The sequence below is a fragment of the Mesorhizobium sp. UC74_2 genome (assembly GCF_042701485.1).
In the GTDB taxonomy this organism is placed as follows: Bacteria; Pseudomonadota; Alphaproteobacteria; order Rhizobiales; family Rhizobiaceae; genus Mesorhizobium.
Genome location: NZ_CP170562.1, coordinates 1,168,238 through 1,193,694, shown reverse-complemented (window position 1 = coordinate 1,193,694; position 25,457 = coordinate 1,168,238). Strand labels below are relative to the sequence as shown.

Here is a 25,457-nt window from a genome sequence, read left to right as displayed (position 1 = left end):
TCCCTTTCTCGGTATGCGCACTTAAACCTCACTAGCCGGGAAAGAAAACAGGAACGTGTCCATTCGTTTCGCCGGGGAACCGACCGGCGCCGTTGTCAGGAGCTTCTGCGGCACCGGCAGGATTCGGGTGGCGCTCTGCCAGCAAGCGGCTAGTCTCGTGGCGCTGCAAAGCAGCACTCGAGGGGCACGAACGCTATGAGCACCACTACCCAAACCGTCCAGACCGGCCCGATGAGCCTCAAGGATTGGGGCCAGCTACTGCTGCTCGGCGCGATCTGGGGCGGCTCCTTCTTCTTCGCGCGCGTTGCGGTGGCAGAAATGCACCCTCTGGTGCTCGTGCTGTTTCGTGTCGCGATCGCTGCGGCCGCGCTGCATGTTTATCTCCTGCTGCGAGGCCCCTCGTTCAAACTGGCCTTGCCGCATGTCGGCCTGTTCTTTCTGCTGGCGCTCACCAACAACGTCATCCCCTTCTCACTGATTTTCGCCGGCCAGACCGAACTCGGCGCGGGCATTGCATCGGTGCTGAACGCAACGACGCCGTTCTGGACACTGATCGTTGCCAATGCCATGACCACCGACGAGAAACTGTCCTTGAACAAGCTCGCGGGCATCGGCCTCGGTATTGCCGGCACCGCAGTGATGGTTGGTCCGGGCGTGTTTGCCGGCCTCGGCGGGCCGGTATGGCCTAAATTCGCACTGATCGGAGCTTCGCTGTCCTATGCCTTTGCGCTGATGGTCGCCCGAAAGCTGAAGAGTGTACCGCCTCCCGTGCTGGCAACCGGCCAATTGACAGCCTCGACCATCATCATGATCCCGGTCATTCTTCTGACCACCGGCGGTACCGGTCTCTTCTCGGCCGGCATCCCCGTCTGGGCTGCGGTGTTCGGATTGGCGCTGCTCTCGACCGCCTTCGCCTACATACTCTATTTCAACCTGGTCGCCTCAGCCGGCGCTACCAATGCCTCTCTGGTGACGCTGATCGTACCGGTCAGCGCCATCCTGCTTGGGATTGCGTTCCTCGGCGAGCATATCGAGACATTCGAGCTCTTCGGCATGCTCCTGATCGGGTTGGGGCTGGTCACCATCGACGGACGTCTCTTCGCCCGCCGGCGACAGACCGTTTTGAAGAGTTGATGGGACGGGAGGCAGAGTTTCGGCCGACCGGTTTCGCAGTGCAGCGACCTGTCCTCTCCGGCTCGGAATCGTCTCCCTCCAAGCGGTCTTCTGACACCTTTCAGCCACAATTTATACACAGCGGCCACGCCTGCATTTCATCAAGGAATTCAAGGCACAGCGGCAAAATAGAGGTCGAAATTTCTACAGCCCTGTCGCATTGCAGCACATTTTCTCCTTGTGTGTGACCGAAATGCTTCTAGACTCGGTACATAGTTTTCCAAAGAGGAGGCTATGTCATGGGACTAACAAGGCCACTCAATGCACTGATGATTTGTGCTGCATTTGCATTCATAGGCGCCCTCATTGTTGGCGTTCTTCCATAAGGCCGCAGCAGCGGGGGAAGGCAGCACCATATAGTTCAAACCATTGAAAAGGCCGGGGAAACCCGGCCTTTTTCCATTCTGGACTTTTGCATTGGCGTCGCCGCCCCTCTATAGTCGTCTCGGGACCGGGATCAGGATGGCGAGCGATGCGGATCGACGAATCCAGTGTCCGAAACGGCGTACAGACTCTCTCCCTTGCCAGCCGTGGCGAGTGGCGGAACTGGCTTGAGAAAAATGGCGGCACGGTAAACGGCGCACGGCTGGTCATTCACCACAAGACCAGCGAAGCAGCCGGTGTTCATTTCCATGAGGCGATCGAAGACGCGCTCTGCTACGGCTGGGCAGACGGGCGCGCAACCAAGCGTGACGGCGACAGCTTCTACCTCACCTTCCGGCCCCGTTCGGCCAACAGCGTATGGGACCGCATCAACCGGGAGCGCGCCGAGAAACTGATCGACCATGGCCGTATGCGCGACGCAGGCCTGGCTGCTATCCGGCGCGCCAGAAGCGCAGGCACCTGGGAAGCGCCCCTGAGCGCGAGACAGATAGACCTGCCGGCCGATCTGCAGCGGGAATTCGACGAGAACCGCATCGCCTATCGCAATTTCGAGCGACTGCCCTCACCTTCCAGAGCGCTTATCCTGAATTGGATCGACAAGGCAGGACAGCCGGAGGCGCGCCGCCGCCGCATCGAGCAGACGATCGCGCTGGCCGAGAGCAATGCGAGCGTCAGCAGGATGCCTGCGGACGACTAGCCAACCGCTTGCTCATGCTGCCGCCGAACCCGCCTTTGGCTGATTTTCCGGTAGTTCCGGTGCCGTCTGCTGCGCGCGGATACCAATCATGTGGCAGATGGCGAAGACGAGGTCGGCACGGTTCATCGTGTAGAAATGAAAATCGCCAACACCGCGCTCGACGAGATCGAGCACCTGTTCCGCCGCTACTGCCGACGCGACAAGCATGTGCGTCTGCGGATCGTTGTCCAAGCCCTCGAAACGTTCGGCCAGCCAGGCCGGCACATGCGCACCGGCGCGCGAGGCAAAGTTCGCCACCTGACGGAAATTGTGCACCGGCTGGATGCCCGGCACGATCGGAATGTAGATGCCGGCGCGGCGTACCCGCTCGACGTAACGTTCATAGAGGTCGTTGTCGAAGAAGAACTGCGTGATCGCACGCTTCGCGCCGTTGTCCACCTTGCGCTTCAGCATCTCGATATCGGTGGCGAAATCCGGGCTCTCAGGGTGCTTTTCCGGATAGGCGGCAACGGAGATATCGAAGTCGGCGATGGTCTTCAGACCGGCCACCAATTCGGCGCCGTTCTGGTAGCCGCCAGGATGCGGCGTGTAGGCCTGCCCGACACCGGAGGCCGGATCACCGCGCAACGCCACGAAGCGCTTGATGCCGGTGGCGAAATAGTCACGGATTACGGCATCCACTTCCTCGCGCGTCGCCCCCACGCAGGTCAGATGCGCCGCCGCGGGAATGCTCGTTTCATTGAGGATGCGTCGTACGGTGCGCGCCGTGCGCTCGCGCGTGGAGCCACCGGCGCCATAGGTGACGGAAACAAAGTTTGGCCTCAACGGCTCCAGCCGTTTCACCGTCTCCCACAGGCGAGCCTCCATCTCGTCGGTCTTCGGTGGAAAGAACTCGAACGATACCCTGACCTTGTCGCCGATGTCGGGACGGCGGGAAAAACGGAACTGGTTCATCAGGCAACTTCCCGCGCGGGTTGAGTTTCAGGAGCCGGATCGGCGATCAGCAGACGGCGGTCGCGGCCAAGCCACAACTTGACGGTAAGCTTGGCGTCAGAGCCGCCGCGCGGTTCGAAATCCTGGCTTTCCTCAAGATCGAGCCCCACCTCGGCAAACCAGTCGGCGATCTGCCTGTCGGAAAAGCCGAGGCGCTGATGCGCATGTTCGTCGCGCAGGAACTCCAGCGTGTGCGCGGCGAAATCGACGATGATCAGCCGACCGGAGGGACGCAGCAGCCGCGCAGCGGCTCGGATAGCGGGCGCGGGATCGTCGAGATAGTGCAGCACCTGGTGAATGGTGATCAGGTCAAAGGAATCGCGCTCGACCGGCGGCGAGAAGATGTCGCCTTGCCGGACCTGTGCGTGGGCTATACCCGCCTGGTCGAGATTGGCGCGAGCCACCGCCAGCATTTCGCGCGACATGTCGATGCCGACGCCACGCCGATAGAGCGGCGCAAAGATCTCGAGCAGGCGGCCCGTGCCGGTGCCAAGGTCGAGCATGGACTGGAACGGCCGCTTGCCGACCAGCTTGATGAGCGCGGCTTCAACCGCGCGTTCCGGCACATGCAGCGAACGGATCTCGTCCCAGCTTGCCGCATTGGTCGAGAAATACTCGGCAGCGCGGTCCTGACGCTTGCGCTTCACCGTCGCCAGCCGCTCGAGATCGCGCTCGATCTGCGGATCGTCGGCGCGGATGCCGGAAATCAGCCGCAGCACGAAATCGCGCGCATTGTCGAGATCCGCGAGACGGAAGAACGCCCAGGAGCCTTCCTGGTAGCGGCCGATGAGGCCGGCCTCCAGAAGCAGCTTGAGATGGCGCGAAACACGTGGTTGCGACTGGCCGAGGATCTCGGTCAGATCCGAGACCGTCAGGTCGCCCCTCGCCAGCAGCGCAAGAATCCGAAGCCGGCTGGATTCGGCGGCAGCCTTCAATGTATCTACCATCGTGTCGAGCGCGACATGCATGAGCGGCATTCCTCGAAAAGATATAAACATATGTTTATGTCAAATTCGAACGCGGCGCAATTGAGAATGTCGTTCGGCGAACAGAAAATGGCGCAGCCCTTTTGCGCGGAGAAACGATCGATGTTCGAGAGGCGTGGCGGCGAGGAGTTGCTGGAGCAGGATCCGGCCGGACAGCCACCGGATGGCCACGTGGTGTTCATCGGCCGTGTCCTGTCGCCCTGGGTCGAGCGTGAGAACTGCCCCAGGAACATGCGCGCCGCGCGTGAGAGCGGTCAGGCCGCCTCGCTTCTCATCGATGAACCTTACCGCCCGGGCCTGGCAGGACTGGAACGTGTCACCCACATCCACGTGCTGACCTGGATGCATCACGCACCGCGGAATCTGATTGTGCAGAAACCGCGCCATGCAACTGAAGCCAAAGGTGTTTTTGCGTTGCGATCACCTGCCCGGCCGAACCCCGTCGGCCTGCATTCGGCGGGGTTGCTTTCATTCGACATCGAAACCGGGCGGATCGAACTCGATGCAATCGACGCGCTCGATGGCACGCCGATCATCGACATCAAGCCCTATTTCCCGTCGGTCGATGTTCTGGCCGATGCGCTCATGCCGGATCGAAACGACAGATGAACGCACCAACCGCCCGCCGCCGCGCCATCGCCAAGGCGCTCACAGCGCTTCTGCCGCTTGCGCCCTATGCCGACATGGAGCGCATCCGCACCGATGCCGGCGCGGTGCACATGAAAACGCTGCCACCGGGCATAGCGGTATGGCTGGCCACCATCGCCCATGTTCGCCACCAGCACACCGACTACGAAAAGCTGCTGTCGGAAGGATATGATCGCGACTCGGCGCGTTTCTTCGTCGTCGACCAGACCAACGAGGTACTGACACGCTGGCGTGCCACGCGCTTGTTCGATCCTGACGACGACGAAGAGTAGCCGAGTCAGATCGCCGTGAAGGCATTGTCGACGAACAGATGCGCGCCGTTGACGAAGCTCGATTCGTCGCTGGCCAGGAACAGCGCGGCCTTGGCCACCTCCTCCGGTTCGCCGATGCGTCCCTGCTGCGCGGCGATCGCCGCCTCCGAAACGTCGACGCCGTGGCTCTGCAGCTCCGCCACTTCGCGCAAGCCGTGCGGCGTGCGGATAAAGCCCGGGCAAACCGCGTTGCAGCGGATATTTCTGTCGCGAAATTCGACGGCAATCGCCCGCGCGAACATGTGGCAGGCGCCCTTGGTGGTGTCGTAGAGCACCTCCATCGGCGTTGCTGCCACCGCCGAGATCGACGAGGTGCAGACGATCGAACCGCCGCCGGCGGCGATCATGCCCGGCAGCACGGCGCGCGTCATCAGGAACATCGACCGCACGTTGACCGCGTGCAGCCAGTCCCACTCCGTCACCGTGGTTTCCAGGAACGGCTTGATGACGATGGTACCGGCGTGATTGAACAGCACAGTGGCCGGTCCGAAGGTCTCGGCGGCAGCCTTCACGGCCGCCGCGACCTCGGCTTCGTCCGAAACATCGGCAACGAAACAGGCAGCCTTGCCGCCGGCGGCCTCGATTTCGGCAACGGTCGCCGCCGACGCTTCCGCGTTGCGGTCGACGATCGCCACCCTCGCCCCCTCCGCCGCGAACAGCTTCGACGCAGCCCCGCCCATGCCGGTCGCCCCGCCCGAGACGATCGCGACCTTGCCTTGCAATCTTCCAGTCATGCTCTTGTCCTTGCTGTTGTCTTTGTTCACCGGCCTGCCGCGGCTCTCACTCGGCCGGATGACCGCGCATGCCGCCCGATACGGCAAACTCCTCCTCGGGCGACAGCACCAGGCGATGCCGGCGATAGAAGCCGAAATAGGCGAGCCCGATCGCATACCAGACGGCAGCCGCGATGGCCGCCCAGCGATAGAGCGGATCGAAAAACTGATAGCCCAGCGTGATCAGGCAGATCAGGATCGTCGCGTAGGCGCCGAAACGGCCGAACGGGCTGACGAAGGGCCGCTCGATCGCGGCATGGAGCTTGCGCAGCCTCAGGAAGGCAATGCTCTGCATCACATAGGACACCATGCCGGCAAACACGATCATCGAGACCAGGAACCCGCCCATGAAAGCGACATTGTGCCGGCCGCCCAGGAACCACACAAGCAGCAGCATGAACAGCGCGAGCGCCGAGCCGGCGGCAAGCGCGACGTTGGGCGTCTTGGTGCGGGCATTGGTCACCGACAGCGCCGTCGGCAGGTAGCCGGCACGCGACAGCGAATAAATGTTGCGGCCGGAGGCAAAGGAGCCGGCGAAGAAGGAAGCGGCAAGGCCCAGAACCGCGACCGAAGCCAGCAGCTTCGCCCAGCCGTCACCGAAGATGGTCCGGAAGCCGTCGAGCAGCGGTTCGCCGGATGAGCCCATGGCATGAGCACCCTGCGGGATGGAAGCGCTGAAGAACAGCACGCCGAGCGCCAGCGCCGCCAGGGTCAGGATCGACAGGATCAGCGCCCGAGGCATGTCGCGTGTCGGGTTCTTTGCCTCTTCGGCGGTGAGCGGCAGCTGTTCGACGGCGAGGAACATGTAGACCGCGAAAGGCAGGGACAGCATCACGCCGGTGAAGCCGAAGGGCAGCCATTCGCCATTGCCCTCCGGCAGCAGCGTCGCCCCCTGCGGGCCGGCCGCGATGTTCAGGGCATAGCGGGTGAAGTCCAGATGCGGGATTGCCACCACGAAGAAGAACAGAAGCACCACGATCGCCGCGACGGTGATGTAGATGACGACCCGCATCGAAAGCTCGAGACCGCGCAGCGACAGGCCCAGCATCACCACATAGCCGCCGACCCACCACAGCGGCAGGACGCTTTCCGGCGTGCCGAATATGGCGGCGAGATAGGAACTCATGAAAAACATGTTGGCGGCCGGCGCCAACACGAACTCGATGTTCTCGGCGAGACCGGTGGTGAATCCGCCCCACGGCCCCAGCGCCGTGCGCGAAAAGGAATAAGCCCCGCCGGTGTGCGGCAGCGCCGCGCTCATCTCGCCGATGGAGCAGCACAGGCAGATATACATGAAGCCGATGATCAGCGCCGCCAGCAGCAGGCCGCCGAAGCCGCCTTGCGAGAAGCCGATGTTCCAGCCCGAATATTCACCGGCAATGACGGCGCCGACGCCCATCATCCATAGCGAGAACAGACCGGCATGCCGTTGCAGCTGCCGTTGCTCGAAATAGCTCTGGTCTACTCTCTGATATGTGACGCCGGCTGTCCGGCCGGCCGAATTCCTGCTCATCCCTGTCCCCTCCTTCAAAGAGGGTCGCCACCGATCGCTGTCGATCGATGCTGGCCCTCCCATGGTTATCCGGCATAGTTTCAGCGCCGTGCATGCGGCGGAATATCCCCAAAGGGATATGGCTTGAGGGATAGAAGGTGTCGTGATTTCGAAGTTCGTCCGATCGTCGGTAAAGTCACCCCTCGCGACTCGGCTAGCGGTTTGGACAGCGCAACGAACGCATTTCAGACGGGACTGGACGATGCAGGCTCACCATCCGTCACACAGGAAGTGGCAATGAACGATCAGACAGCGCTCGCGGCCTGGCATGCCGCGACGCCGGAACTGGTGGCGCATCTCGGCAAGCCGGGTTTCACCCAGCGGCTGGACGCTGCGTTGCGCGCCGTTGCGCCCTTCGATCTGTCGTGCATCTTCGCCTATCCGGGGCGAGATCGCCCTCACCTGCTCCATGACGGGCTGGGCGAGGTCTCCTCGCAGCAGATCATGCGCAACTATCTCGACGGCACCTACCTGCTCGACGCTGTTTATTCCGCTTGTTTGCGCCGCGCTCCGAACGGCCTGCATCGGCTGGCAGATCTGGCGCCGGACGCCTTCTTCGAAGCCGAATACTACAATTCCCCGGACGTCCATCCATGTATCTCGATGGAGACCGGCTCTCTCAGCGAAGAGATCGTCTTCCTGGCGCCGATGCAGCCCGGTTTCTACCTCGCCTATTCGCTGTTGCGGGCGAATTCCAGCGTCACATTCTCGGCCGCCGACTTCGAACGCTTGCAGCAGACCGCGGCGCTGGTGACGATGCTCATCAGCAGGCATTGGGAACATCTGGCACCGGAGCTAGCGGCCGAACCCAGCCAGCCGCATGATGCCGACGATGTCGAGCGCGCCTTCGCCACCTTCGCGCCGTCGCGGTTGACGCGACGCGAACAGACCATCGTCAGCCTTGTGCTGCGCGGCCATTCATCCATATCGATCGGACGCATCCTCGGCATCGCCGAAGGCACGGTGAAAATCCACCGCAAGAACATCTACGCCAAGCTCGATATCTCCAGCCAGACCGAACTGTTCAACCTGTTCATCAAACACCTGCTGAGCGAGCGCTGAACCGCATTCGGCAACCAGGAAGCAATGGCCAAGGACACACCCCGCATGCCACTGGATGACCTAGATCGACGTATCCTGACCGCACTTCAGGAGGACAACCGCCTGTCCTTCGCGGAACTCGCCCAGCGCGTCGCATCCTCCGCCGCCTCCTGCATGCGCAGGGTGCGACGGCTTAGGGAAGACGGCGTCATCATGGCCGATATCGCCCTGGTCAACCCTGGAGCCATCGGTCGATCGCTGACCGCGGTGGTCAACATCGAACTGGAGACCGAGCGGCTTGACCTGATCGACGCTTTCAAGCGCGAGATGCGCAGCGCCCCCGAGGTGACACAGTGCTACATGGTCACCGGCGACGCCGATTTCGTGGTTGTCGTGATCGTAGACGATGTCGCCGCGTTCGAGACCTTCACCAGGGAGCGGCTCTACGCCAATCCCAACATCCGCAAGTTCCGCTCCATGATCATGCTCGATCGTGTGAAGTTCGAGCCGCGTGTCGCGCTCTAGCCGCGAGATCGCGCCAGTCTGGGCAATCAACCGTTCCGTTGTCTGCGCCACCCCTCCAGACGGCGCGTCATGCGCCGGAAGTGATCGAGCGAGGCCAGCGCCAGATCGGGGTCACCGGGCTCGATATCCCGGGCTGCCTGATGGTTCTTGTCCTGATACATGTAGCAGAGCACAGGTTCCCCTTCAGTTCCCGCAATCTGATAGCGGTAATAGTAGAAGTCACAGGCCTTGCCCGGTCGAGCGGGATCGCCATCCCGCAAACGGTCGAAGCAAAGGCTGATCTCCTGACGGCCGTTGATCAACGAACGCTGGATCATGCACATGCCAAGATCCAGCGATTGGCCATAGCCATGACCGGCAGCCTCGAGTTCGGCGAGCAGCGCTCTGACGTGCTCGATGGTGATCGTGGCGGACAATTGCTGCCAGATCTTGCCCGCCCTGTCGTAACGCTGCAGGAATTGCGGCCAGAAGGCTGCGATCTCTGCTTCGTCGGCGTTCTGGAGTGCATCGGCATCGAGCGAGCCTGTTGTGGAACGGGTGAGCTGGACACGCCGATCGACCTTGCGGCCACCGAGGCGCCCCAGCCATCCGGCCCGCTCCTCGACCTGACCGACCTGCCAGGCGCGGCCGCCCGGTTCTGGTCCGCGTTGCGCTTCGATGTTGACGGGACAAAAGGCATCGCCATTGGCCGGCGCCAGGTAGCGCGTGACAACGAAATGCCAGTCTCGCTCATCTTCCGCTGCCAGGGTGAGAGCGCCATAGCCCGAATTCAACAGCAAGCCATCGTGAATTCCCTGCAGCGTCTCCAGATCAGGAAGCCTGGCTGCATCCGACATCGCTGGCGGCTCCTGCGGGATGAGTGCCTGCCTGCAGCGCTCCGCTTCGGCCTGATCGCCGTGATCCGTCCAGACCGTGGCGAGAAACTCCGCCATGTTTGGGGTCAGGCGATCGGAGGCCAACAGCCTCTCCGTGATGTCACGCAACAGATCGTCGCGCCCCTGGTGTGCGGCTGCCTTTGCCGCCCGCAGCACCAGTCCGATCTGGTTTTCTTCCTCGTCGAACTCGAGCCGGCCTGTCTCGAATGCCCAACACCAGTCGGCGAATTCGTCATAGAGAGCGACTACGTCGCCATGGCGTCCGAGCTGATCATAGGCATAGCCGACGCCATTCAGCCGTTTTTCATATCCCCAATTCGTGCCGAAGGACCGGCGCAGGACGTCATAGGATTCGATCACCCCCGCCCATTGGCGCGCATGGAGCTGGTTTCGCAGCCGATTGCTGTATTGCTCCCAGAACGGCGAAACCGCCCAGCCCTTGTCGTGCCAGGCTATGCCCTCCAGGTAACGTTCCTGGTTGATGCCCCAGGACGAGCCGAGATTGTTGCACAGCATCGCGTAGACGTGCGGATCGGCATCCTCGCTGTTGCCGTCCCCCGTCCTGAAATAATGTTCGAAGCGCTCCGCGCCAAGCTTGTAGACCTCAGCCTCCACCCGACGGGCACGGGCGAAATCGTCGGCGCCGACATATTCCCCCTCTTGCTGTAACTCCTCGATGAATTCCGCGACGTCGCAGCCTGCCGCATAATAATCGCGCGCGCCCGCCTCGGATGTCCGCTTCCACACGATCTGCTCCAGACCATGGGCTCGCCCCATAAGATGGTTGAGCTGCGCCCGCCAGAGCTGTGCCCTGGGGTCGCCACCGAATTCGAGGTAGCGGTCGAGATCGACGGAAGCTCCGTCGAGATCATCCGCCATGGCACGCGCCCTCGCCCTGATGCGCCAGGCCAGGGGCTGGTGCTCGACACGGCGAAACATTGCCTCGATGCGTTCGCGTCTTTGCGCCGGAACGGTCAGCGTTGCCCGCATGCGCGCGAGCCATACCCAGTCATGACTGTGCTCGTCGCCCAGGGCGGTGGTGGTTTTGAGAATTTCGGTGGCCAGGCCCACGTCGGCGTTGCTTCTGAACATGACGTCGTACCAGAGCCGCCCGGCGCCATCGAATTCGCCATCCTCCCAGAACCATCGCGCGGCCGTCATCCAGGCCGTGTGATCGGCGAAGCTGCCGATCCTGGTCACCGCTTCCAGAACCAGCCGACGCGCCTCTTCCCTGCGGCCGAGATCGCGGCAGATCCCTGCCTGCCAATAAAGCGCGAAACCAAGTTCCTGCCAGCGATGCGGGCTTTCAGGCTGCCGGGCAAGGATTGCGGCCTTGTATGGCTCGAATGCAGTCATGGCCTCTTCGCCGCGCCCCATCTGCTCAAGCAGGCGGATGCGCCATTCCAATATCTCCGTATCGCCAGGCTCGCCGGCCAGATGAGCTTCCGCGAGCCGCAATGCTTCCGCCAGCCCGCTCTCCTCACCAGCGAGATCGCGCAGGATCTCGCTCAACGCACGTGAGGATCTGTCGCTCTTCATGATCGGCTTTTCCCATGCTCTTCAATGATCGCGGCTCCGGAGCCGGTCAGGTTCGCTACACAGCTAGAGCGATTCACCGTCCCATGGAAACGGCATCCGCTCCATTTCCGGGTCGTGACGCAATTTTGGACGAAACACACCAGACACTTTTCCTGGAATCGCCCGCGATCACTCGAACTTCTCATGGGCATCCGCACGGCCCATGACCCAATAGCCGGATGCTTTCATCCAGCTGAGCGGATGGCCCCGCTCCTGCACGAGATAGCTGCGGATAGCGCGCGTCACCAGCGCTTCGGCCGCGATCCACACGAACGTTCCCGGCAACAGGCCGATCGTCTTCAGCAGGGCCAGCAGCGTGGTGGGATCGCTGCTGTCCGAAATCGAACGGTGAGCCCACAGCGTGAGCAGATCGGCACGTGTATCAAACACCAGATGTTCCTGCGGTCCAGTCACGGCGACGACACTTGTGATGCGGCTGCCCTCGCGCGCTTCCTCGATGCGGCGGGCGATGGCCGGAAGCGCCGTCTCGTCACCGATCAGAAGCCAGTGCCGGATATCCGGAGAAACGATCGTCGAGCCCTTCGGACCGCCAACCTCAAGCCGGTCGCCTGGCCGCGCGTCGATCGCCCAGTTCGTTGCCGGTCCGGCATCATGGAGCGCGAAATCGATCGCCAGCACGCGCGCCTCGGCATCGTAGTAACGTGGCGTATAGGACCGCGGCACGATTTCGCCTGAAGGTGTCGGCACGAAAATCTTGATGTGATCGTCGGGTGCGAGGCTTGCAAAGTCGTTCAGGTCGTCACCCGAAAAGACGATGCGCAGCATACCGGGCGTCAGGCGGATGCTCCGCTCGACCAGAAGCGAGCGGCGCCTGAGTTCGAAGCGAACACGTTCGATGCGCGGCGCATCCGCTGGAATGTTCGCGGTTGTCTGGATATTCATCTGTGTCCTCTCAAGGCTCCTGCCTCGATCTGCTGGACACAGCCGCGCAGATCGCGGCGGAGAGCCATTCGATCTTGCGCGTTGAGTGACGTTAACGCTTACGGCCAGTGCAACTGGCTGATAGCGTTCAACTAGGTCGCACCCGGTCGCCTGTCAACTCTTGGCGTGGTGTTCCAAGGCTTCGGCCTGAACCCGGTCTACCATCAGGATCCCGTCGAGATGATCCACTTCGTGCTGCACCAGTTCGGCGAGGTCGGGTTCGAGACACTCAAAGCCGTGGATCTGGCCATCGAGATCAAGGCATTCGAATGTGACAGCCCGGCTGCGCATCACCGGCACCTTTCGTCCGGGAATGCTGAAACAGTCATCCAGCACGGAAAAAGTCTCATCCGAACGCCAGGTGATGCGCGGATTGACGGCAACAAAGGTCCCCAAACGACAGTCGAAGGCGATCAACCGCCAGGGCGAACCGATCTGCGGTCCGGCCAGCCCGCGGCCAAAGCCTAGGCGTGCCTTGAGATCGGTCAGCGTATCGGCAAGGTCCATGGCGTCCTGCCGCCAATCGTGTCTGGTCGGATCGACTGCCTGCGCGACCTGCCGCAGCCGTGCGTCACCGATCAGAACGACTTCTCTCACCGCCATGGTCTGCCTCCTCTTCAAAGACGCCAAACATAGGTCACTGGTGAAAACCGAATGCGTCAAAGAAGGCGAAGCGGTGAAACGTGTGCTGCCTGGCAAGGACAGACTTGAAACAGCCGTTGCGCTGATCGTTCCGTTTCAGCAGTCCCGCCGTTTTGATCGCATCGCGCGCACGCAGACGGCCATTCTGAGGAATATGGCTCATCGTGCGCGGGCATTCTGTGTCAAAAGATGAGGAGAGACCATGGACCAGATCGTCAGCGCCCTGCCCGCTCTCGAAAGCCGGCATATCGACCCGCACAGCTATCCAGCCGGCGTCGCCTTCCTGGACGAACAGTATCTGCCGATGTCGCAAGCAGGATTTCGGTACTCGACTGGGGCTTCCTGCATTCGGACGCCACCTACGACACCGTTCACGTCTGGAACGGCCGCTTCTTCCGGCTGGACCTGCATATCGAACGTTTTTTCGGCGGCCTGGAACGGCTGCGCATGTCGATCCCTTTCAAGCGGGAACAGGTAGCGGAAATCCTGCATAATTGTGTGGCGCTCTCCGGCCACCGCGCCGCCTATGTCGAGATGCTGTGCACGCGCGGCGCCTCTCCGACCTTCAGCCGCGATCCGCGCGATGCCATCAACCGTTTCATGGCTTTTGCCGTGCCCTTCGGCTCGGTGGCCAATGCCGAGCAGCGCGAACGCGGGCTGCATGTCGCGATCAGCGACCGTATCCGCATCCCACCCGCGTCAGTCGACCCGGCGATCAAGAACTACCACTGGCTCGATCTCGTGCGCGGCCTCTACGATGCCTATGATCGCAAGGCCGAAACGGCGCTGCTGCTCGACTTCAACGGCAATATCGCCGAAGGCCCGGGTTTCAACGTCTTCGCAGTCGAGGAAGGCAGGCTGGTGACGCCGGCGGTCGGCGTTCTGGCCGGCATAACCCGGCGCACGGTTTTCGAACTCTCAAGCGAACTCGGGCTCGACTGCAAGGCAGTCGACGTGAGCATGATGACACTCAAGGGCGCCGACGAGGTTTTCATCACGTCCACCGCCGGCGGCATCATCCCGGTGACAAGGGTCGACGACAAGCCGATCGCCGACGGCAAGGTCGGGCCGGTCACCAGACGGCTGGAACAGCTCTATTGGCACAGACACGAAGACCCCGCCTGGTCGAGCCCCGTCACCTATCCCAGCTAGAGCATTTTGTAGCCAAGTGGAATCACTTGGCGTTACAAAAATGCGACGAAAACAAAAACTTAGAGCGTTTCCGCGTTTCCGTAAAAAACGGAAACGCTCTAGGCTTGGCATTCACGCCCAACCAGCCAGCCGATCATCGTGCGCAGTTCCGTCGTCTGAAGGGCGGCGTCGAATCCGGCATTGCCGGAGGCCAGGAAGCTGGCATCGAAAAGGTTCTGGACCCAGGCAGCGGCGCGTTCCGGGGGAAACGCAAGTTGCGTGCCGCGATCGGCCATCCGTTCCAGAAGAATTGTAAGCGAACGCCTGGCTCGTTCTTCGTCCTCGCTGAACATCCGCGCAAATGCCTCGTCGCGACCGATTTGCAGCAGCGCCACCGCCATTAACCCCGGCGCCAACGGATTGGCGAGGTCATCGAACAGATATTGCAGGATACGGTGAAACCCTTCCCGCGGATCGTCCTCGACCTCGGCTTCCAGATAGACCGCAGTCATGCGCTCGAAAGCATCGCCGAACAGGCCATGCACGATGTCGAGCTTGGTCGGAAAATAGTGGAACAGCGTGCCGGAACCGATACCCGCGCGCCGGCAGATCGCCGCGGTCGAAGTGCCGTCGACGCCATTGGCGGCAAATTCCTCGGCGGCTGCAACAAGGATGTCGGCGCGCTTGCGGGCATGTTTCTCAGGATCGACGGTGCGCATCAGGCGATCTCGGGCGCTTGACTGTTTTCTGCATCTCGCTCATTAATAGAGCATATACTCCACTATTGGCCAAGAGTTTTCGGATGTCTTCCGCGGTGACGGTCTTGTCGAAGCCAGAGCTTGGTCGGCGCCTGCTGCCGGTGATCGGCCTGTTCCTGCTCTCGCCCATCTCGGCTGAGTATCTGGTCGGTTATGCCGAAAGCACATATCACCCGCTGGAAATGTTGTGGGGCCTGCTGATTCTCGCCCCTCTCTACGGTTCAGTCGCGCTGCTCATCCGCGAGATCGCGCGACGCACCGGACGCGGATGGCCGACCATGCTTCTGCTCGCCGCCGCCTTTGGCCTCATCCAGGCTGGATTGATCGACCAGAGCCTTTTCAACCCTCACTACGGCACCGATCTCAACATCGCCTATTGGGATACTGAAAGGCTGCCGACCTGGATAAGCCCGCTCGGGATCAGCGCCAACCTGACCCTCGACTTCGTCAGCACCCATGTCGTCTGGAGTTTCGCCGCTCCGATCGCAGTGGTGGAATGCTGCGCGCCACGCATTGCCGATCGGCCATGGCTCGGGCGCATAGGCATCCTTTTGATGGTATCGCTCTATCTGGCTGCCGCCGCCCTCGTCTTCGACGACCATCTCAGGGTCACCGGTTTCATGGCAACAAAGGCGCAGGTCGTGGCAACGGTTGCCTGCGCCCTGCTTCTCGGCATCGCCGCCCTCCTCGCGCCGGTCTACATCGGCAAACGCGCCGGCTACGTGCCGGCACCATGGCTGGTTGCCGTCTTTGTTCTGGCCATACTTGCCCTGCACATCTTCTCTTCGCCGGACTGGACCGGCGTTTCGCTCTCGCTGCTCGCTTTCGCCGGCTGCGCGATGCTGATTGCGATATGGTCGGGTCGCACGGCGTGGAAAAGCATCCACGTGCTCAGCACGGCGGCGGCTGCCCTTCTTGCCTACGCGCTGACGTCCTTTGCGGTTCAGCCGGCTGGCGATGCGGCGCTCACCGTGAAATATACGGTCAACGCCGTCATGCTGTTTGGTGTGCTCGTGCTCGCTGCCCTGGCTTACCGACAACTGCGTGCCGCCCGATAGAGCGCTTCCGTTACACGAAAACGCTCCAGGAAGGCGGCTACGGACTTTCCCTGGAATTGCCCTGGAGGCGCTCTCAGGCCTGATAAATCCACTGCTCGGGAACGCGGACCGAAATTGCTTCTCCGGCTTCGATCACACCAGGCTTTTCCACCCAGGCAACCAGGCCGCGCAGGCGTTTCGCCACCTTTGGGAACAGCAGTGAACCGGCATCCTGGTCTTCCATGCGGGCATTTTCAGCGATCGAACGACCGGAAAGACGGCATGGACCGTTCTGCGCGTCGATCTTCAATGTCACCCCACCGGCAAAGAACAGCAGCGTGGCCGAGGGCAGCATCGACAGGTTCGGCAGGCCGTCGATAACGAGATTGGCGCCGATCCATTCGGGCCTTATCTCGGCAAGTCCCATGCGCTCGGCGACCACGGCCAGTTCATCGAAGGCGACGATCGACACCTGCCGTTCATTGCGGATTTCCGTGCCGCGCGGATACCACGGCTCACGCCCGCCCGACCTGCGTGTCTGGCCACCATGGAAGTCTCCCGGTATGCCGTCAAAGCCGAGCTGCAGCCGCTCTACCGCGCTGGTCTGGAAATCATCGGATGGCGCGGCATAGAGGCCGGCGACTTTGGCGCTGAGCTTCTTGCCCGGCACGATCTCGGGCTGTGTATCGAGCATGGTCTACCTGTCACAGTCTGCACATTTGGAGGCGCAACCTGTCGCAATGCCCTCATGCGGTCCAGTCGAAAGCGCTGATGAACCGATGAAGGTTTCTGATGCAGGGCGCCTACTGCATTTTCAAAAGTGCGCCACCAATTGAATAGCCGGCACCGAAGGCACACAGCAGTCCGAAATCACCCGGCTTCATATCGGCATGATTTTCGCTGAGCGCGATGATGGCGCCAGCACCCGCCGTGTTGCCCAGCCGCTCAAGCACCATCGGTGCGCGATCGTGCCCCACTTCGTGGCCAAAGGCCAGCTTCAGGATCATGGCATTCATGCGCGCATTGGCCTGGTGCAGCCAGAACCGGCGGATGCCATCGGGCGTCAAGCCATGCTCGGCCAGGAACTCGACGATGAACTTGTGGCCGGCGACGGTGACTTCCTTGAACACCTTGTTGCCGACCTGCTTGATCATGTTTCCCTCGAGATCGATCATATAGGGATCGTCCTGCGTGGTGCGGGTCAGATAGCCGAGATTGGTGCGTATGTTGGACGACATCTGCGTCCACAGCCTGGTGTCGAGCACTTCGAAACGACCCGGCCTTTGCTTTTCCTCCCCGACTGCTTCCACCACCATCGAGACGGAAGCGTCACCGAAGATGAAATGCGTCTGGCGGTCACGGAAATTGAGATGACCGGTGATGATTTCCGGTGTCGTCACCAACACCTTCTTCTGCGCACCCGAGCGCACAAGATTGACCGCCACATGCAGCGCCGCTGCGGCGGACGAACATCCCAGCCCCATGTCGAAGCCGGCGCCTCTGGTGCCCAGCGCTTCCTGCATTTCGATAGCAATCGCCGGATAGGGCCGCTGCAGATGCGACGACGAGACCATGACCAGGTCGATCTCGCCGGGCTCTGTCCCGGCATGCGCCAACGCCTTGCGCGCGGAAGCGATACCGAATTCGGCTTGCAGCGACAGCGCTTCGTCCGCCCGGGCCGGCAGTCGCGGCGCCATCCGCGTCGGGTCGAGAATGCCGGTACGCTCGACGACGTGACGCTTCTTGATGCCCGAGGCATGCACGATGAAATCGGCGTCGGATTTCTGCAGCGGCTCCGCGCCTGTGATCGCTCGCCTGGCGTTTTCCACATCGACCCAGGCATTGAAGCTTTCGACCAGTTCGTCGTTGCTGATCGATGCTTCCGGGATTTCGACACCGATGCCGCTGATGATGACGCGATGCATGTTCAACTCGTTTTCCTGGCGGTTGGGAGCCGCGCCGGCGCCAGCATCCTGGGAGGTGATGCGGCCGGCTTTTCTATGCGGTTTACGCTACCTTCCGACCCGAAGCGAGCCTTTCCTGATCCCGCTTCGCGCATGGCTGTTGACGCTGCGTCTGCAACGCCGACGGAGATGTCGACCAATCGGCCGCGAGTTTCAGCGCGTGGCGACGATGAACAGCCTCGGGAAGCGCAGCAGCACCCTGCCGTCGACCGTCTGTGGATAAGCCTGCGCGATCTTCGCCGTGTAGTGCTCCAGGAACCGGCTCTTCTCCGCCTCGTCGAGCGGATCCAGAAACGGCTTGAGCCCTGTCGACTTCACCCATTCGACGATCGCGGCAGCATCGGCCAGCGGATGGTTGTAGACCGTGTGCCAGATGTCCAACCTGGCGGCATGCGGCTTCAGCCTGTCGTAGTAGAATGATACCGGAGGCAGCGGCGCACGCGCCGCCTTGGCGAGCTTCTCCGCAAAAGGCATCGCCGCCGCGGTTTCACGCATCAGCCGGTGCGACGGCTCATCCATGTTGTCGGGCATCTGGACGGCGAGCGCGCCGCCGGGGGACAGCAAACCGAGCAAGCGCTGCAACACTGCCGGGTGCTCCGGCAGCCACTGGAACACGGCATTGGCGAAAATGACGTCAACCGGCTCGGCCGGCGCCCAGTTCTCCGCATCGGCGAGCTCGAAGGAAAGTTCCGGCAGCCGCGCCCGCGCCTTCTCGATCATGTCTGGCGATGTGTCGAACCCGGTGACTTGCGCTTCCGGCCAGCGATCGGCCAGGAGTTCCGTGGAATTGCCCGGTCCGCAACCGATGTCGACGACGCGGCCTGGGTTCGCGACCGGCACCTGCGCAAGCAGATCGCGCGCAGGGCGCGTGCGCTCGTCCTCGAATTTAAGATAGAGCGAAGCGGACCAGTCTTTCATCGTACGAACTCCAGTCGAAAATGCTCGAAATGAAAAACGCCCCGCTTTGGGCGGGGCGTCGGTATTCTTATCGCGTCAGTCTCTTGTAGGTCATCCGGTGCGGGTTCACCGCTTCCGGGCCGAGACGACGGATCTTGTCCTTCTCGTAGTCCTCGAAGTTGCCCTCGAACCATTCGACATGGCTGTCGCCTTCGAAGGCCAGGATATGCGTCGCCAGGCGGTCGAGGAACATACGATCATGGCTGATGATCACCGCGCAGCCGGCATAGCTTTCCAGCGCGTCTTCGAGTGCGGCCAGCGTTTCGGTATCGAGGTCGTTGGTCGGTTCGTCGAGCAGCAAAACGTTGCCGCCGGTACGCAGCATCTTGGCCAGGTGCACGCGGTTGCGCTGACCACCGGACAGGTTGCCCACCTTCTGCTGCTGGTCGCCGCCCCGGAAATTGAACGACGAGCAGTAGGCACGGGTATTGGCTTCGAACTTGCCGAGCTTGACCACTTCGGCACCGCCGGAAATCTCTTCCCAGACGGTCTTGTTGGGGTCGAGCGCGTCGCGGCTCTGGTCGACATAACCGAGCTTGACCGTCTCGCCGATACGGATGGTGCCGGCATCCGGCTTTTCCTGGCCGGTGATCATCTTGAACAGCGTGGTCTTGCCGGCGCCGTTCGGGCCGATGATGCCGACGATGCCGCCGGGCGGCAGCTTGAAGGTCAGGTTTTCGATCAGAAGCTGTTCGCCGAAGCCCTTGTCGAGGTCGGCGACTTCGATCACGACATTGCCGAGACGTTCGCCATGCGGGATGACGATCTGCGTATCGGTCGGACGGCGATTGTTGGCCTGTTCGAGCAGATTTTCAAACGCCTGGATACGCGCCTTGGACTTTGTCTGGCGAGCCTTCGGTGAGGACTGGATCCATTCGCGTTCGCGGCCGATGGCGCGCTGACGGGCATCGTCCTCGCGGCCTTCCTGCTTGAGGCGCTTGGCCTTGGCTTCCAGATAGGCGGTGTAGTTGCCTTCGTAAGGAATGCTGCGGCCGCGATCGAGCTCGAGGATCCAGCCGGTGACGTTGTCGAGGAAGTAACGGTCGTGGGTGATGAGCAGTACCGCGCCCTTGTAAGCGCGCAGATGCTTTTCAAGCCAGGCCGTGGTTTCGGCGTCGAGATGGTTGGTCGGTTCGTCGAGCAGCAGAAGGTCCGGCTCGGAAAGCAGCAGCTTGCACAGCGCGACGCGGCGGCGCTCGCCGCCCGAAAGCTTGGTCACGTCAGCGTCCTTGGGTGCGCAGGCCAGCGCTTCCATCGCCATCTCGACCTGCTGCTCCAGGTCCCACAGGTTGAGGCGGTCCATGTCGTCCTGGAGCTTGGCCGATTCATCGGCCGTCTCGTCGGAATAGTTCATCATCAGCTCGTTGTAGCGCTCGATGATGGCCGTCTTCTTGGCGACGCCTTCCATGATGTTCTCGAACACCGTCTTGTTCGGGTCGAGCTGCGGCTCCTGCGCCAGGTAGCCGACGGTCGCGCCTTCAGCCAGCCAGGCTTCGCCGGTGAATTCCTTGTCGAGCCCGGCCATGATCTTGAGGATGGTCGACTTGCCGGCGCCGTTGGGGCCGAGAATGCCGATCTTGGCATCCGGATAGAAGGACAGATGGACATTCTCCAGCACCTTCTTGGTGCCGTAGGCCTTTGAAAGGCCGGACATGTGATAAATGAACTGGCGTGCCACGCGCGCTTTCCTTGGATCGAACGGATTGGAAGCCGAATTGAACGGAGGTTGCGCGCTATTTAGGCGATGGCGACCGAAACGGCAATCGTTTAGGGCACGAAATCGCGCTCGGTCAAATGCATCGCGGACTTCTATTGATCCCCGCTCGATGCAATGGCATACAAAGTACAGGCAGGGGTGCTTCGCCAGAGTTTCCGTTCGCAGCGGAAACCTCAACAGGGAGCATCTTTATGAAGTTGCTGAACTGCACAATTGCTGCTGTTTGCGCGGCGGCGGCGCTAATACCCACCAGTACTTTTGCCGCCACGGCAACCGGCAACCTTAATGTTCGAATCAACATTCAGGGTGAGTGCAAAGTCGTCAGCGCTGCGGATCTGGACTTCGGCACCAAGGGTGTCATCGACGCCAATCTGGATCAGACGACAACGCTCTCAGTCCAATGCACCAACACCACGCCTTATACAGTGGGTCTGAATGCCGGCAACGGCGCGGGTGCGACCGTTGCCGTGCGCAAGATGACCGGACCAGCATCAGCCACCATCAACTACACGATCTACCGGGATGCCGCCCGCACCCAGCTTTGGGGCAATACGGCCGGAACCGATACCGTCGCCGGCACCGGCAACGGTGCTGCCCAGAGCATCACCGCCTATGGTCGCGTGCCGGCCCAGAACACGCCCGCTCCGGGCGTCTACTCCGACGTCGTTGCAATCACCGTAACCTACTGAACGGCGAAGGAGGGAAACGACATGCATCCTTTGCTGAAAGGACTTGGCGGGGTAGTCGCTTTTGTCTTGTCAGGCCTGCCTCTGGCGGAGGCCGCTTCGCTCCGCGTAGCACCGACAACGGTCGAGCTTATCGGGCCCGACAGTGCGGCCACTCTCAACTTACGCAATGAGGCTCGCGGCCCGCTCAACGTGCAGGTCCGTGTTTTCCGATGGACGCAGCAAGGTGGCTCGGAGCAACTCGAGCCCACATCCGAAGTCGTGGCCAGCCCGCCATCGATGAAGCTCAAACCCAACGAGGACTACACGATCCGTGTCGTGCGTGTCGACAAAACGCCGGTCGCAAGCGAGGAAAGCTACCGTGTGGTGGTCGACGAACTTCCTGACCCTTCCCGCAAGAAAGCCGGCACCGTCAATCTGGTGGTTCGACACATGATCCCGGTGTTCTTTCGAAACGCCGACGCCGGCGGCTCGCAAGTGACATGGAAGCTCGCCCGTTCAGGCAGCGGCTTGATGTTGATCGGCGAGAACAAAGGCGGCAGCAGGCTGCGCCTGTCCGATCTGACCTTGACGCAAGGTGGAAAGGCGATCGCCAGCCGCAAGGGTCTTGTCGGCTACGTGCTTGGGGGTTCTGTCATGCAATGGCCGGTGGGGGCAGCCGGACGGCTTGGCACAGGGACGGTGAAGCTCTCCGCACAAAGCGGCGCCGGTCCCATAACGGCAAGTGTCGCGACCAGCCGCTAGGCTGTCATTCTGTGTGCTGGCTTCGGTTTTCGTCTTGTCTTCCGCATCGTCGGAACCACAGGCAACCGACATAACGGATCCGCAGCCGGCAACGACAGCGACACGGGATCTCTACCTGGAGGTCTTCATCAATGATGCGTCGACCAATCTGATCGGCAATTTCAAACAATTGCCTGACGGCCAGCTTGCCGTGGCCCCGCAGGAACTTTCCGAGGTGGGTCTGAAGCCTGTCGACAGTGCAAAGGCGGATGACGGCCTCGTCATCATCGATCGGTTGCCGTCGGTCTCATTTCGCGTCGATGAGGCCAGCCAGCGCATTTTCATCGCGACGTCCGACGATGCGCGGCAAGCGAAGGTGGTTGACGTCGACGCAAGGGAAAAGCGCGACCGCCTTGAGCCGCGTTCCAGCTATGGCGGCGTACTCAACTATTCACTCTTTGCCAGTTCGAACACGCTGTTCGACAAGCAAGCTGATCTCTTTCAAGGTATTTCAGGCAGTTTCGACGCGCGACTGTTCAGCCCATACGGCACGCTGAGTCAGTCCTTCATCGCAGGCTATTCGGACAACGAGTTCGACACGTTTCGCAGGCTCAAGACGACATGGTCCTACTCGGACCCGAAGAGGATGGTGACCTATCGGGCCGGGGATTTCACTTCCGGCGGCCTCGCCTGGACACGGCCGGTCTATCTCGGCGGCATGCAGATCGAGCGCAATTTTGCTTTGCGCCCGGATCTCGTGACCTTGCCGTTGCCTTCCTTTTCCGGCACGGCCGCCGTCCCCTCCACGCTTGAAATCTACACCCAGAACACAAGAAGCTATGCCGGAGAGGTGGCCGCAGGTCCTTTCGAGGTCGTCAACATCCCCGCCTTCACCGGACAAGGCCAGGCGCGGGTCGTGATCAGGGACAGTCTCGGCCGGGAAACAGCAACGACGCTGCCCTATTACTCCTCCAGCATGCTGCTGCGCCGCGGCCTGCTCGATTTCTCCGCCGAGCTTGGTTTCCCCCGACGCAATTTCGGCATCGAATCCAACACCTATGACCAAAGGCTCATGGGCTCGGTCAGTGCCCGCTACGGGCTCACCGACTGGCTGACGCTGGAAGGTCACGCCGAAGGCGGCGCGGATCTCATCAATGGTGGCGCCGGCATCGCCTTTCCCCTCGCGGGTTACGGCGCGGCGTCAATGGCGGTTGCCGGCAGCTATCACGACGGACGTTCGGGCTCGCTGGTAAATGCAACGGTGGAGCTCGGCTATGAAGGATGGACCTTGTATGGACGCATCCAGCGCGTCTTCGGGAATTACCAGGACATCGCCGCCGTTACCGCCGAACCTGCCTTGGGGCGGGACGGCCTGCCGCTCTTCAGCGCCGGAGTGCCGCGCGCAATCGACCAGGCGACACTGAGCATCCCGATGCCGCTCGATCTGTCCAGCCTGACACTTTCCTTCACCAATTTCGAGGATGCCGAGGGGGAGCGCAACCGGATCGTCGGCGTCTCCTACAGTCAACAGATTTTCGAGCGCAGCACCATCTATGCCACCGCCTTCAAGGACATCGAAAACGAGGACAGCTTTGGCATATTTGCAGGTCTCTCCATCCCCTTCGACGACAACATCACCGCCTCCACCGGTGTCGAAAACGGCCCGGACGGAACACGTGGCTTTGCCGATCTCACCAAATCGGAACAGTTTGAAAACGGCAGCGTCGGCTGGCGCCTGAGAACGTCGGAAGGAAAGACGCCGCATCGGTCGGCAGCCGTGAGCTACCGCTCTTCCATCGGGCGAGCCGAAGCCGCCGTCGAGCAATTCGACAAGGATATCCGCGCCACGGCGCAGCTGGAGGGTGCGGTTGCCGTCGCGGGTGGAAGTATCTTCGCGACCAACCGGATCGACGATGCTTTCGCCGTGGTCAACGTCGGCGCACCCGACGTCGAAGTCCAATACCAGAACCGCCCGGTGGGCAAGACGGGCAGGCGCGGCAAGATCATCGTTCCCGACCTGCACTCCTACGAGGACAACACGGTTTCAATCAATCCCGGCAATCTGCCCGTGGATGCCGATATTCCTGCGACGAAAGAGATCGTGGTGCCGGCCGACCGCAGCGGCGTGGTCGTCGACTTCGGCGTTTCCGACAAACCCGCCGCCGCGCTGGTTTCCTTCGTCGACGCCGGCGGCGCTCCCCTGCCTGTCAGTTCCACAGGCACACTGCCGGGCAATCCTGAACCTTTCGTCATCGGCTATGACGGCGAAGCCTATATCCGTGCGCTCAAGAGCGACAACAGCGTCACCATCGATCTCGGCGACGGCAACTCTTGCCAGGCAACGTTCCCGTATCGAGCCAATCCGGGCAAACAGGTGGTGATCAGGAAGGTGGTATGCCAGTGAGGCTTTCTCTTGGGACCCTGGCAGGCCTCTTCCTTGGCATTGCGCTTCCTTCAGCGGCGTCCGCACAAAGCTGCACTTTCGGCATCTCTGCAATGAATTTTGGCCAGGTGGACACGCTGTCCGGCGTGCAGACGAACACCACCGCCAATATGAGCGTGAGCTGCACGGGGACGTCGTTGTCGAGAATATTGATATGCCCCAATCTGGGCGAAGGCTCCGGTGGAGCGACGGCATCCAACAGGCAGATGCTGAACGGCACGAATATCATGAATTTCCAGATCTATTCGGATGCGAGCCGCAGCACCGTCTGGGGTTCCTACCTCTGGCCCTATCCGTCCCGCCCTCCAGTTCTTGCCATGACACTCAGCCTGCTGGGTTCGGGAACCGGCAGTGCCGTGCTCTACGGCGCCGTGCCCGGCGGTCAGGGCACCGTCCCGCCGGGCAGTTATCTGTCCGCCTTTTCCGGCAGCCATGTGGAATTCCGCTACCGGTATTCCGCAACCAGCAACGACTGCACCGTCACCACCGGCGTCGTCGTTGCCCGGCCGTCCTTCAACACCACCGCAACGGTGGCGGCGAACTGCCTGATCTCGACGCAGCCCGTCGACTTCGGCACAACCGGTGTGCTGACCGGCAATGTCGATGCAACCGGACAGGTTGCCGTCAGTTGCACGCCCGGAACGACCTATTCCGTAGGCCTCGGCAATGGCCAGACCGGCACGGGTCCGACCAGCCGCCGCATGGCTCTCGGCACCCAGGGCATAACCTACGGGCTCTACAGGGATACCGCCCGCAGCCTTCCCTGGGGAAACACGATCGGCACCAATACGGTCTCAGGCACAGGCACAGGTGCCGCTCAGGGCATTCCCGTCTATGGGCGTGTGCCGCCGCAGACCACGCCGGCGCCGGGCACCTATACCGACACCGTCGTGGTCACGGTGACGTATTGATCCGCCATAG

At 61.8% G+C, this 25,457-nt stretch carries 24 protein-coding genes and 1 pseudogene; 12 read left to right on the top strand and 13 right to left on the bottom strand.

Going from position 1 to position 25,457, the window contains the following annotated elements; translation table 11 throughout:
- Positions 1–195: 195 nt before the first annotated feature.
- Together ACFJIU_RS05615 and ACFJIU_RS05610 are read left to right on the top strand one after the other, a co-directional pair.
- The gene (locus tag ACFJIU_RS05615) at positions 196–1,134 is read left to right on the top strand and encodes a DMT family transporter (RefSeq protein ID WP_379068499.1); all 939 of its coding nucleotides are present in this window, start codon (positions 196–198) and stop codon (positions 1,132–1,134) included.
- Positions 1,135–1,645: 511 nt separating this feature from the next.
- Positions 1,646–2,254, top strand: coding sequence for a YdeI family protein (locus tag ACFJIU_RS05610; protein ID WP_379068496.1), 609 nt, complete (start codon positions 1,646–1,648; stop codon positions 2,252–2,254).
- A gap of 12 nt (positions 2,255–2,266) precedes the next feature.
- On the opposite strand, the gene metF is transcribed toward ACFJIU_RS05610, so the two are convergent.
- Both metF and ACFJIU_RS05600 read right to left on the bottom strand, forming a co-directional pair.
- A complete protein-coding gene (metF, locus tag ACFJIU_RS05605) occupies positions 2,267–3,208 on the bottom strand; it encodes a methylenetetrahydrofolate reductase [NAD(P)H] (protein WP_379068493.1) in 942 nt (313 codons plus the stop codon).
- Complete coding sequence (locus ACFJIU_RS05600) at positions 3,208–4,215, bottom strand: ArsR/SmtB family transcription factor (protein WP_379068490.1); 1,008 nt, start codon at positions 4,213–4,215, stop codon at positions 3,208–3,210. The genes metF and ACFJIU_RS05600 overlap by 1 nt, the downstream gene beginning before the upstream one ends.
- Before the next feature lie 120 nt (positions 4,216–4,335).
- On the opposite strand from ACFJIU_RS05600, the gene tsaA reads away from it, so the two are divergent.
- Together tsaA and ACFJIU_RS05590 are read left to right on the top strand one after the other, a co-directional pair.
- A complete protein-coding gene (gene tsaA, locus ACFJIU_RS05595; RefSeq protein ID WP_379068488.1) occupies positions 4,336–4,842 on the top strand; it encodes a tRNA (N6-threonylcarbamoyladenosine(37)-N6)-methyltransferase TrmO in 507 nt (168 codons plus the stop codon).
- Positions 4,839–5,153 (top strand): DUF2293 domain-containing protein, encoded by a 315-nt coding sequence (locus ACFJIU_RS05590; protein ID WP_379068485.1) that lies wholly within the window; start codon positions 4,839–4,841, stop codon positions 5,151–5,153. The genes tsaA and ACFJIU_RS05590 overlap by 4 nt, the downstream gene beginning before the upstream one ends.
- 5 nt (positions 5,154–5,158) lie before the next feature.
- On the opposite strand, the gene ACFJIU_RS05585 is transcribed toward ACFJIU_RS05590, so the two are convergent.
- Together ACFJIU_RS05585 and ACFJIU_RS05580 are read right to left on the bottom strand one after the other, a co-directional pair.
- Positions 5,159–5,926 carry an SDR family NAD(P)-dependent oxidoreductase gene (locus ACFJIU_RS05585; protein ID WP_379068482.1) on the bottom strand — a complete coding sequence of 256 codons (768 nt, stop codon included), beginning with the start codon at positions 5,924–5,926 and terminating at the stop codon, positions 5,159–5,161.
- A 46-nt stretch (positions 5,927–5,972) separates the two neighbouring features.
- Positions 5,973–7,478, bottom strand: coding sequence for an amino acid permease (locus tag ACFJIU_RS05580; protein WP_379068479.1), 1,506 nt, complete (start codon positions 7,476–7,478; stop codon positions 5,973–5,975).
- A gap of 276 nt (positions 7,479–7,754) precedes the next feature.
- Between ACFJIU_RS05580 and ACFJIU_RS05575 the strand changes: the two genes are divergently transcribed.
- Both ACFJIU_RS05575 and ACFJIU_RS05570 read left to right on the top strand, forming a co-directional pair.
- Positions 7,755–8,579, top strand: a complete 825-nt coding sequence (locus tag ACFJIU_RS05575; protein ID WP_379068477.1) for a LuxR C-terminal-related transcriptional regulator — start codon at positions 7,755–7,757, stop codon at positions 8,577–8,579.
- A gap of 45 nt (positions 8,580–8,624) precedes the next feature.
- The gene (locus tag ACFJIU_RS05570; RefSeq protein WP_379068474.1) at positions 8,625–9,083 is read left to right on the top strand and encodes an Lrp/AsnC family transcriptional regulator; all 459 of its coding nucleotides are present in this window, start codon (positions 8,625–8,627) and stop codon (positions 9,081–9,083) included.
- A gap of 26 nt (positions 9,084–9,109) precedes the next feature.
- On the opposite strand, the gene ACFJIU_RS05565 is transcribed toward ACFJIU_RS05570, so the two are convergent.
- From ACFJIU_RS05565 to ACFJIU_RS05550, 4 genes are all read right to left on the bottom strand, one after another.
- Complete coding sequence (locus ACFJIU_RS05565) at positions 9,110–11,497, bottom strand: tetratricopeptide repeat protein (protein ID WP_379068472.1); 2,388 nt, start codon at positions 11,495–11,497, stop codon at positions 9,110–9,112.
- A 168-nt stretch (positions 11,498–11,665) separates the two neighbouring features.
- The gene (locus ACFJIU_RS05560; RefSeq protein WP_379068469.1) at positions 11,666–12,439 is read right to left on the bottom strand and encodes a siderophore-interacting protein; all 774 of its coding nucleotides are present in this window, start codon (positions 12,437–12,439) and stop codon (positions 11,666–11,668) included.
- 153 nt (positions 12,440–12,592) lie between these two features.
- A complete protein-coding gene (locus ACFJIU_RS05555) occupies positions 12,593–13,081 on the bottom strand; it encodes a peptide deformylase (RefSeq protein ID WP_379068467.1) in 489 nt (162 codons plus the stop codon).
- 34 nt (positions 13,082–13,115) lie between these two features.
- Positions 13,116–13,367: a hypothetical protein gene (locus ACFJIU_RS05550; RefSeq protein ID WP_379073287.1), complete on the bottom strand. Its 252-nt coding sequence runs from the start codon at positions 13,365–13,367 to the stop codon at positions 13,116–13,118.
- On the opposite strand from ACFJIU_RS05550, the pseudogene ACFJIU_RS05545 reads away from it, so the two are divergent.
- A pseudogene (locus ACFJIU_RS05545) lies at positions 13,323–14,272 on the top strand (aminotransferase class IV). The gene ACFJIU_RS05550 and the pseudogene ACFJIU_RS05545 sit on opposite strands and share 45 nt — an antisense overlap.
- A gap of 98 nt (positions 14,273–14,370) precedes the next feature.
- On the opposite strand, the gene ACFJIU_RS05540 reads toward ACFJIU_RS05545, so the two are convergent.
- A complete protein-coding gene (locus ACFJIU_RS05540) occupies positions 14,371–14,970 on the bottom strand; it encodes a TetR/AcrR family transcriptional regulator (protein ID WP_379068464.1) in 600 nt (199 codons plus the stop codon).
- Positions 14,971–15,053: 83 nt separating this feature from the next.
- Between ACFJIU_RS05540 and ACFJIU_RS05535 the strand changes: the two genes are divergently transcribed.
- On the top strand, positions 15,054–16,067 hold the full coding sequence (locus tag ACFJIU_RS05535; RefSeq protein ID WP_379068461.1) for a hypothetical protein: 1,014 nt from the start codon (positions 15,054–15,056) through the stop codon (positions 16,065–16,067).
- 73 nt (positions 16,068–16,140) lie between these two features.
- On the opposite strand, the gene ACFJIU_RS05530 is transcribed toward ACFJIU_RS05535, so the two are convergent.
- The 4 genes from ACFJIU_RS05530 to ettA all read right to left on the bottom strand — a co-directional run bounded on the left by ACFJIU_RS05530 (position 16,141) and on the right by ettA (position 20,645).
- Entirely contained in the window at positions 16,141–16,740 is a 600-nt protein-coding gene (locus ACFJIU_RS05530) for an MOSC domain-containing protein (protein WP_379068459.1), read from the bottom strand.
- A gap of 109 nt (positions 16,741–16,849) precedes the next feature.
- Positions 16,850–17,971, bottom strand: coding sequence for a beta-ketoacyl-ACP synthase III (locus tag ACFJIU_RS05525; RefSeq protein ID WP_379072972.1), 1,122 nt, complete (start codon positions 17,969–17,971; stop codon positions 16,850–16,852).
- A 192-nt stretch (positions 17,972–18,163) separates the two neighbouring features.
- A complete protein-coding gene (tam, locus tag ACFJIU_RS05520) occupies positions 18,164–18,928 on the bottom strand; it encodes a trans-aconitate 2-methyltransferase (protein WP_379068457.1) in 765 nt (254 codons plus the stop codon).
- 67 nt (positions 18,929–18,995) lie between these two features.
- A complete protein-coding gene (ettA, locus tag ACFJIU_RS05515; RefSeq protein ID WP_129414194.1) occupies positions 18,996–20,645 on the bottom strand; it encodes an energy-dependent translational throttle protein EttA in 1,650 nt (549 codons plus the stop codon).
- A gap of 230 nt (positions 20,646–20,875) precedes the next feature.
- Between ettA and ACFJIU_RS05510 the strand changes: the two genes are divergently transcribed.
- The 4 genes from ACFJIU_RS05510 (at position 20,876) to ACFJIU_RS05495 (ending at position 25,447) form a co-directional block, all read left to right on the top strand.
- Positions 20,876–21,373 (top strand): spore coat U domain-containing protein, encoded by a 498-nt coding sequence (locus tag ACFJIU_RS05510; RefSeq protein WP_379068454.1) that lies wholly within the window; start codon positions 20,876–20,878, stop codon positions 21,371–21,373.
- 21 nt (positions 21,374–21,394) lie between these two features.
- Positions 21,395–22,114, top strand: a complete 720-nt coding sequence (locus ACFJIU_RS05505; protein ID WP_379068452.1) for a molecular chaperone — start codon at positions 21,395–21,397, stop codon at positions 22,112–22,114.
- 34 nt (positions 22,115–22,148) lie between these two features.
- Positions 22,149–24,497, top strand: a complete 2,349-nt coding sequence (locus ACFJIU_RS05500) for a fimbria/pilus outer membrane usher protein (protein WP_379068449.1) — start codon at positions 22,149–22,151, stop codon at positions 24,495–24,497.
- Positions 24,498–24,589: 92 nt separating this feature from the next.
- Positions 24,590–25,447, top strand: coding sequence for a spore coat protein U domain-containing protein (locus tag ACFJIU_RS05495; RefSeq protein WP_379068446.1), 858 nt, complete (start codon positions 24,590–24,592; stop codon positions 25,445–25,447).
- The last annotated feature ends 10 nt before the right edge of the window (positions 25,448–25,457 follow it).

Coding starts and splice junctions, on each gene's coding strand:
- ACFJIU_RS05615 (WP_379068499.1), top strand. CDS start 196: ATGAGCACCACTACCCAAACCGTCCAGACCGGCCCGATGAGCCTCAAG.
- ACFJIU_RS05610 (WP_379068496.1), top strand. CDS start 1,646: ATGCGGATCGACGAATCCAGTGTCCGAAACGGCGTACAGACTCTCTCC.
- metF (WP_379068493.1), bottom strand. CDS start 3,208: ATGAACCAGTTCCGTTTTTCCCGCCGTCCCGACATCGGCGACAAGGTC.
- ACFJIU_RS05600 (WP_379068490.1), bottom strand. CDS start 4,215: ATGCATGTCGCGCTCGACACGATGGTAGATACATTGAAGGCTGCCGCC.
- tsaA (WP_379068488.1), top strand. CDS start 4,336: ATGTTCGAGAGGCGTGGCGGCGAGGAGTTGCTGGAGCAGGATCCGGCC.
- ACFJIU_RS05590 (WP_379068485.1), top strand. CDS start 4,839: ATGAACGCACCAACCGCCCGCCGCCGCGCCATCGCCAAGGCGCTCACA.
- ACFJIU_RS05585 (WP_379068482.1), bottom strand. CDS start 5,926: ATGACTGGAAGATTGCAAGGCAAGGTCGCGATCGTCTCGGGCGGGGCG.
- ACFJIU_RS05580 (WP_379068479.1), bottom strand. CDS start 7,478: ATGAGCAGGAATTCGGCCGGCCGGACAGCCGGCGTCACATATCAGAGA.
- ACFJIU_RS05575 (WP_379068477.1), top strand. CDS start 7,755: ATGAACGATCAGACAGCGCTCGCGGCCTGGCATGCCGCGACGCCGGAA.
- ACFJIU_RS05570 (WP_379068474.1), top strand. CDS start 8,625: ATGCCACTGGATGACCTAGATCGACGTATCCTGACCGCACTTCAGGAG.
- ACFJIU_RS05565 (WP_379068472.1), bottom strand. CDS start 11,497: ATGAAGAGCGACAGATCCTCACGTGCGTTGAGCGAGATCCTGCGCGAT.
- ACFJIU_RS05560 (WP_379068469.1), bottom strand. CDS start 12,439: ATGAATATCCAGACAACCGCGAACATTCCAGCGGATGCGCCGCGCATC.
- ACFJIU_RS05555 (WP_379068467.1), bottom strand. CDS start 13,081: ATGGCGGTGAGAGAAGTCGTTCTGATCGGTGACGCACGGCTGCGGCAG.
- ACFJIU_RS05550 (WP_379073287.1), bottom strand. CDS start 13,367: ATGCCGGCTTTCGAGAGCGGGCAGGGCGCTGACGATCTGGTCCATGGT.
- ACFJIU_RS05540 (WP_379068464.1), bottom strand. CDS start 14,970: ATGCGCACCGTCGATCCTGAGAAACATGCCCGCAAGCGCGCCGACATC.
- ACFJIU_RS05535 (WP_379068461.1), top strand. CDS start 15,054: ATGTCTTCCGCGGTGACGGTCTTGTCGAAGCCAGAGCTTGGTCGGCGC.
- ACFJIU_RS05530 (WP_379068459.1), bottom strand. CDS start 16,740: ATGCTCGATACACAGCCCGAGATCGTGCCGGGCAAGAAGCTCAGCGCC.
- ACFJIU_RS05525 (WP_379072972.1), bottom strand. CDS start 17,971: ATGCATCGCGTCATCATCAGCGGCATCGGTGTCGAAATCCCGGAAGCA.
- tam (WP_379068457.1), bottom strand. CDS start 18,928: ATGAAAGACTGGTCCGCTTCGCTCTATCTTAAATTCGAGGACGAGCGC.
- ACFJIU_RS05510 (WP_379068454.1), top strand. CDS start 20,876: ATGAAGTTGCTGAACTGCACAATTGCTGCTGTTTGCGCGGCGGCGGCG.
- ACFJIU_RS05505 (WP_379068452.1), top strand. CDS start 21,395: ATGCATCCTTTGCTGAAAGGACTTGGCGGGGTAGTCGCTTTTGTCTTG.
- ACFJIU_RS05495 (WP_379068446.1), top strand. CDS start 24,590: ATGAATTTTGGCCAGGTGGACACGCTGTCCGGCGTGCAGACGAACACC.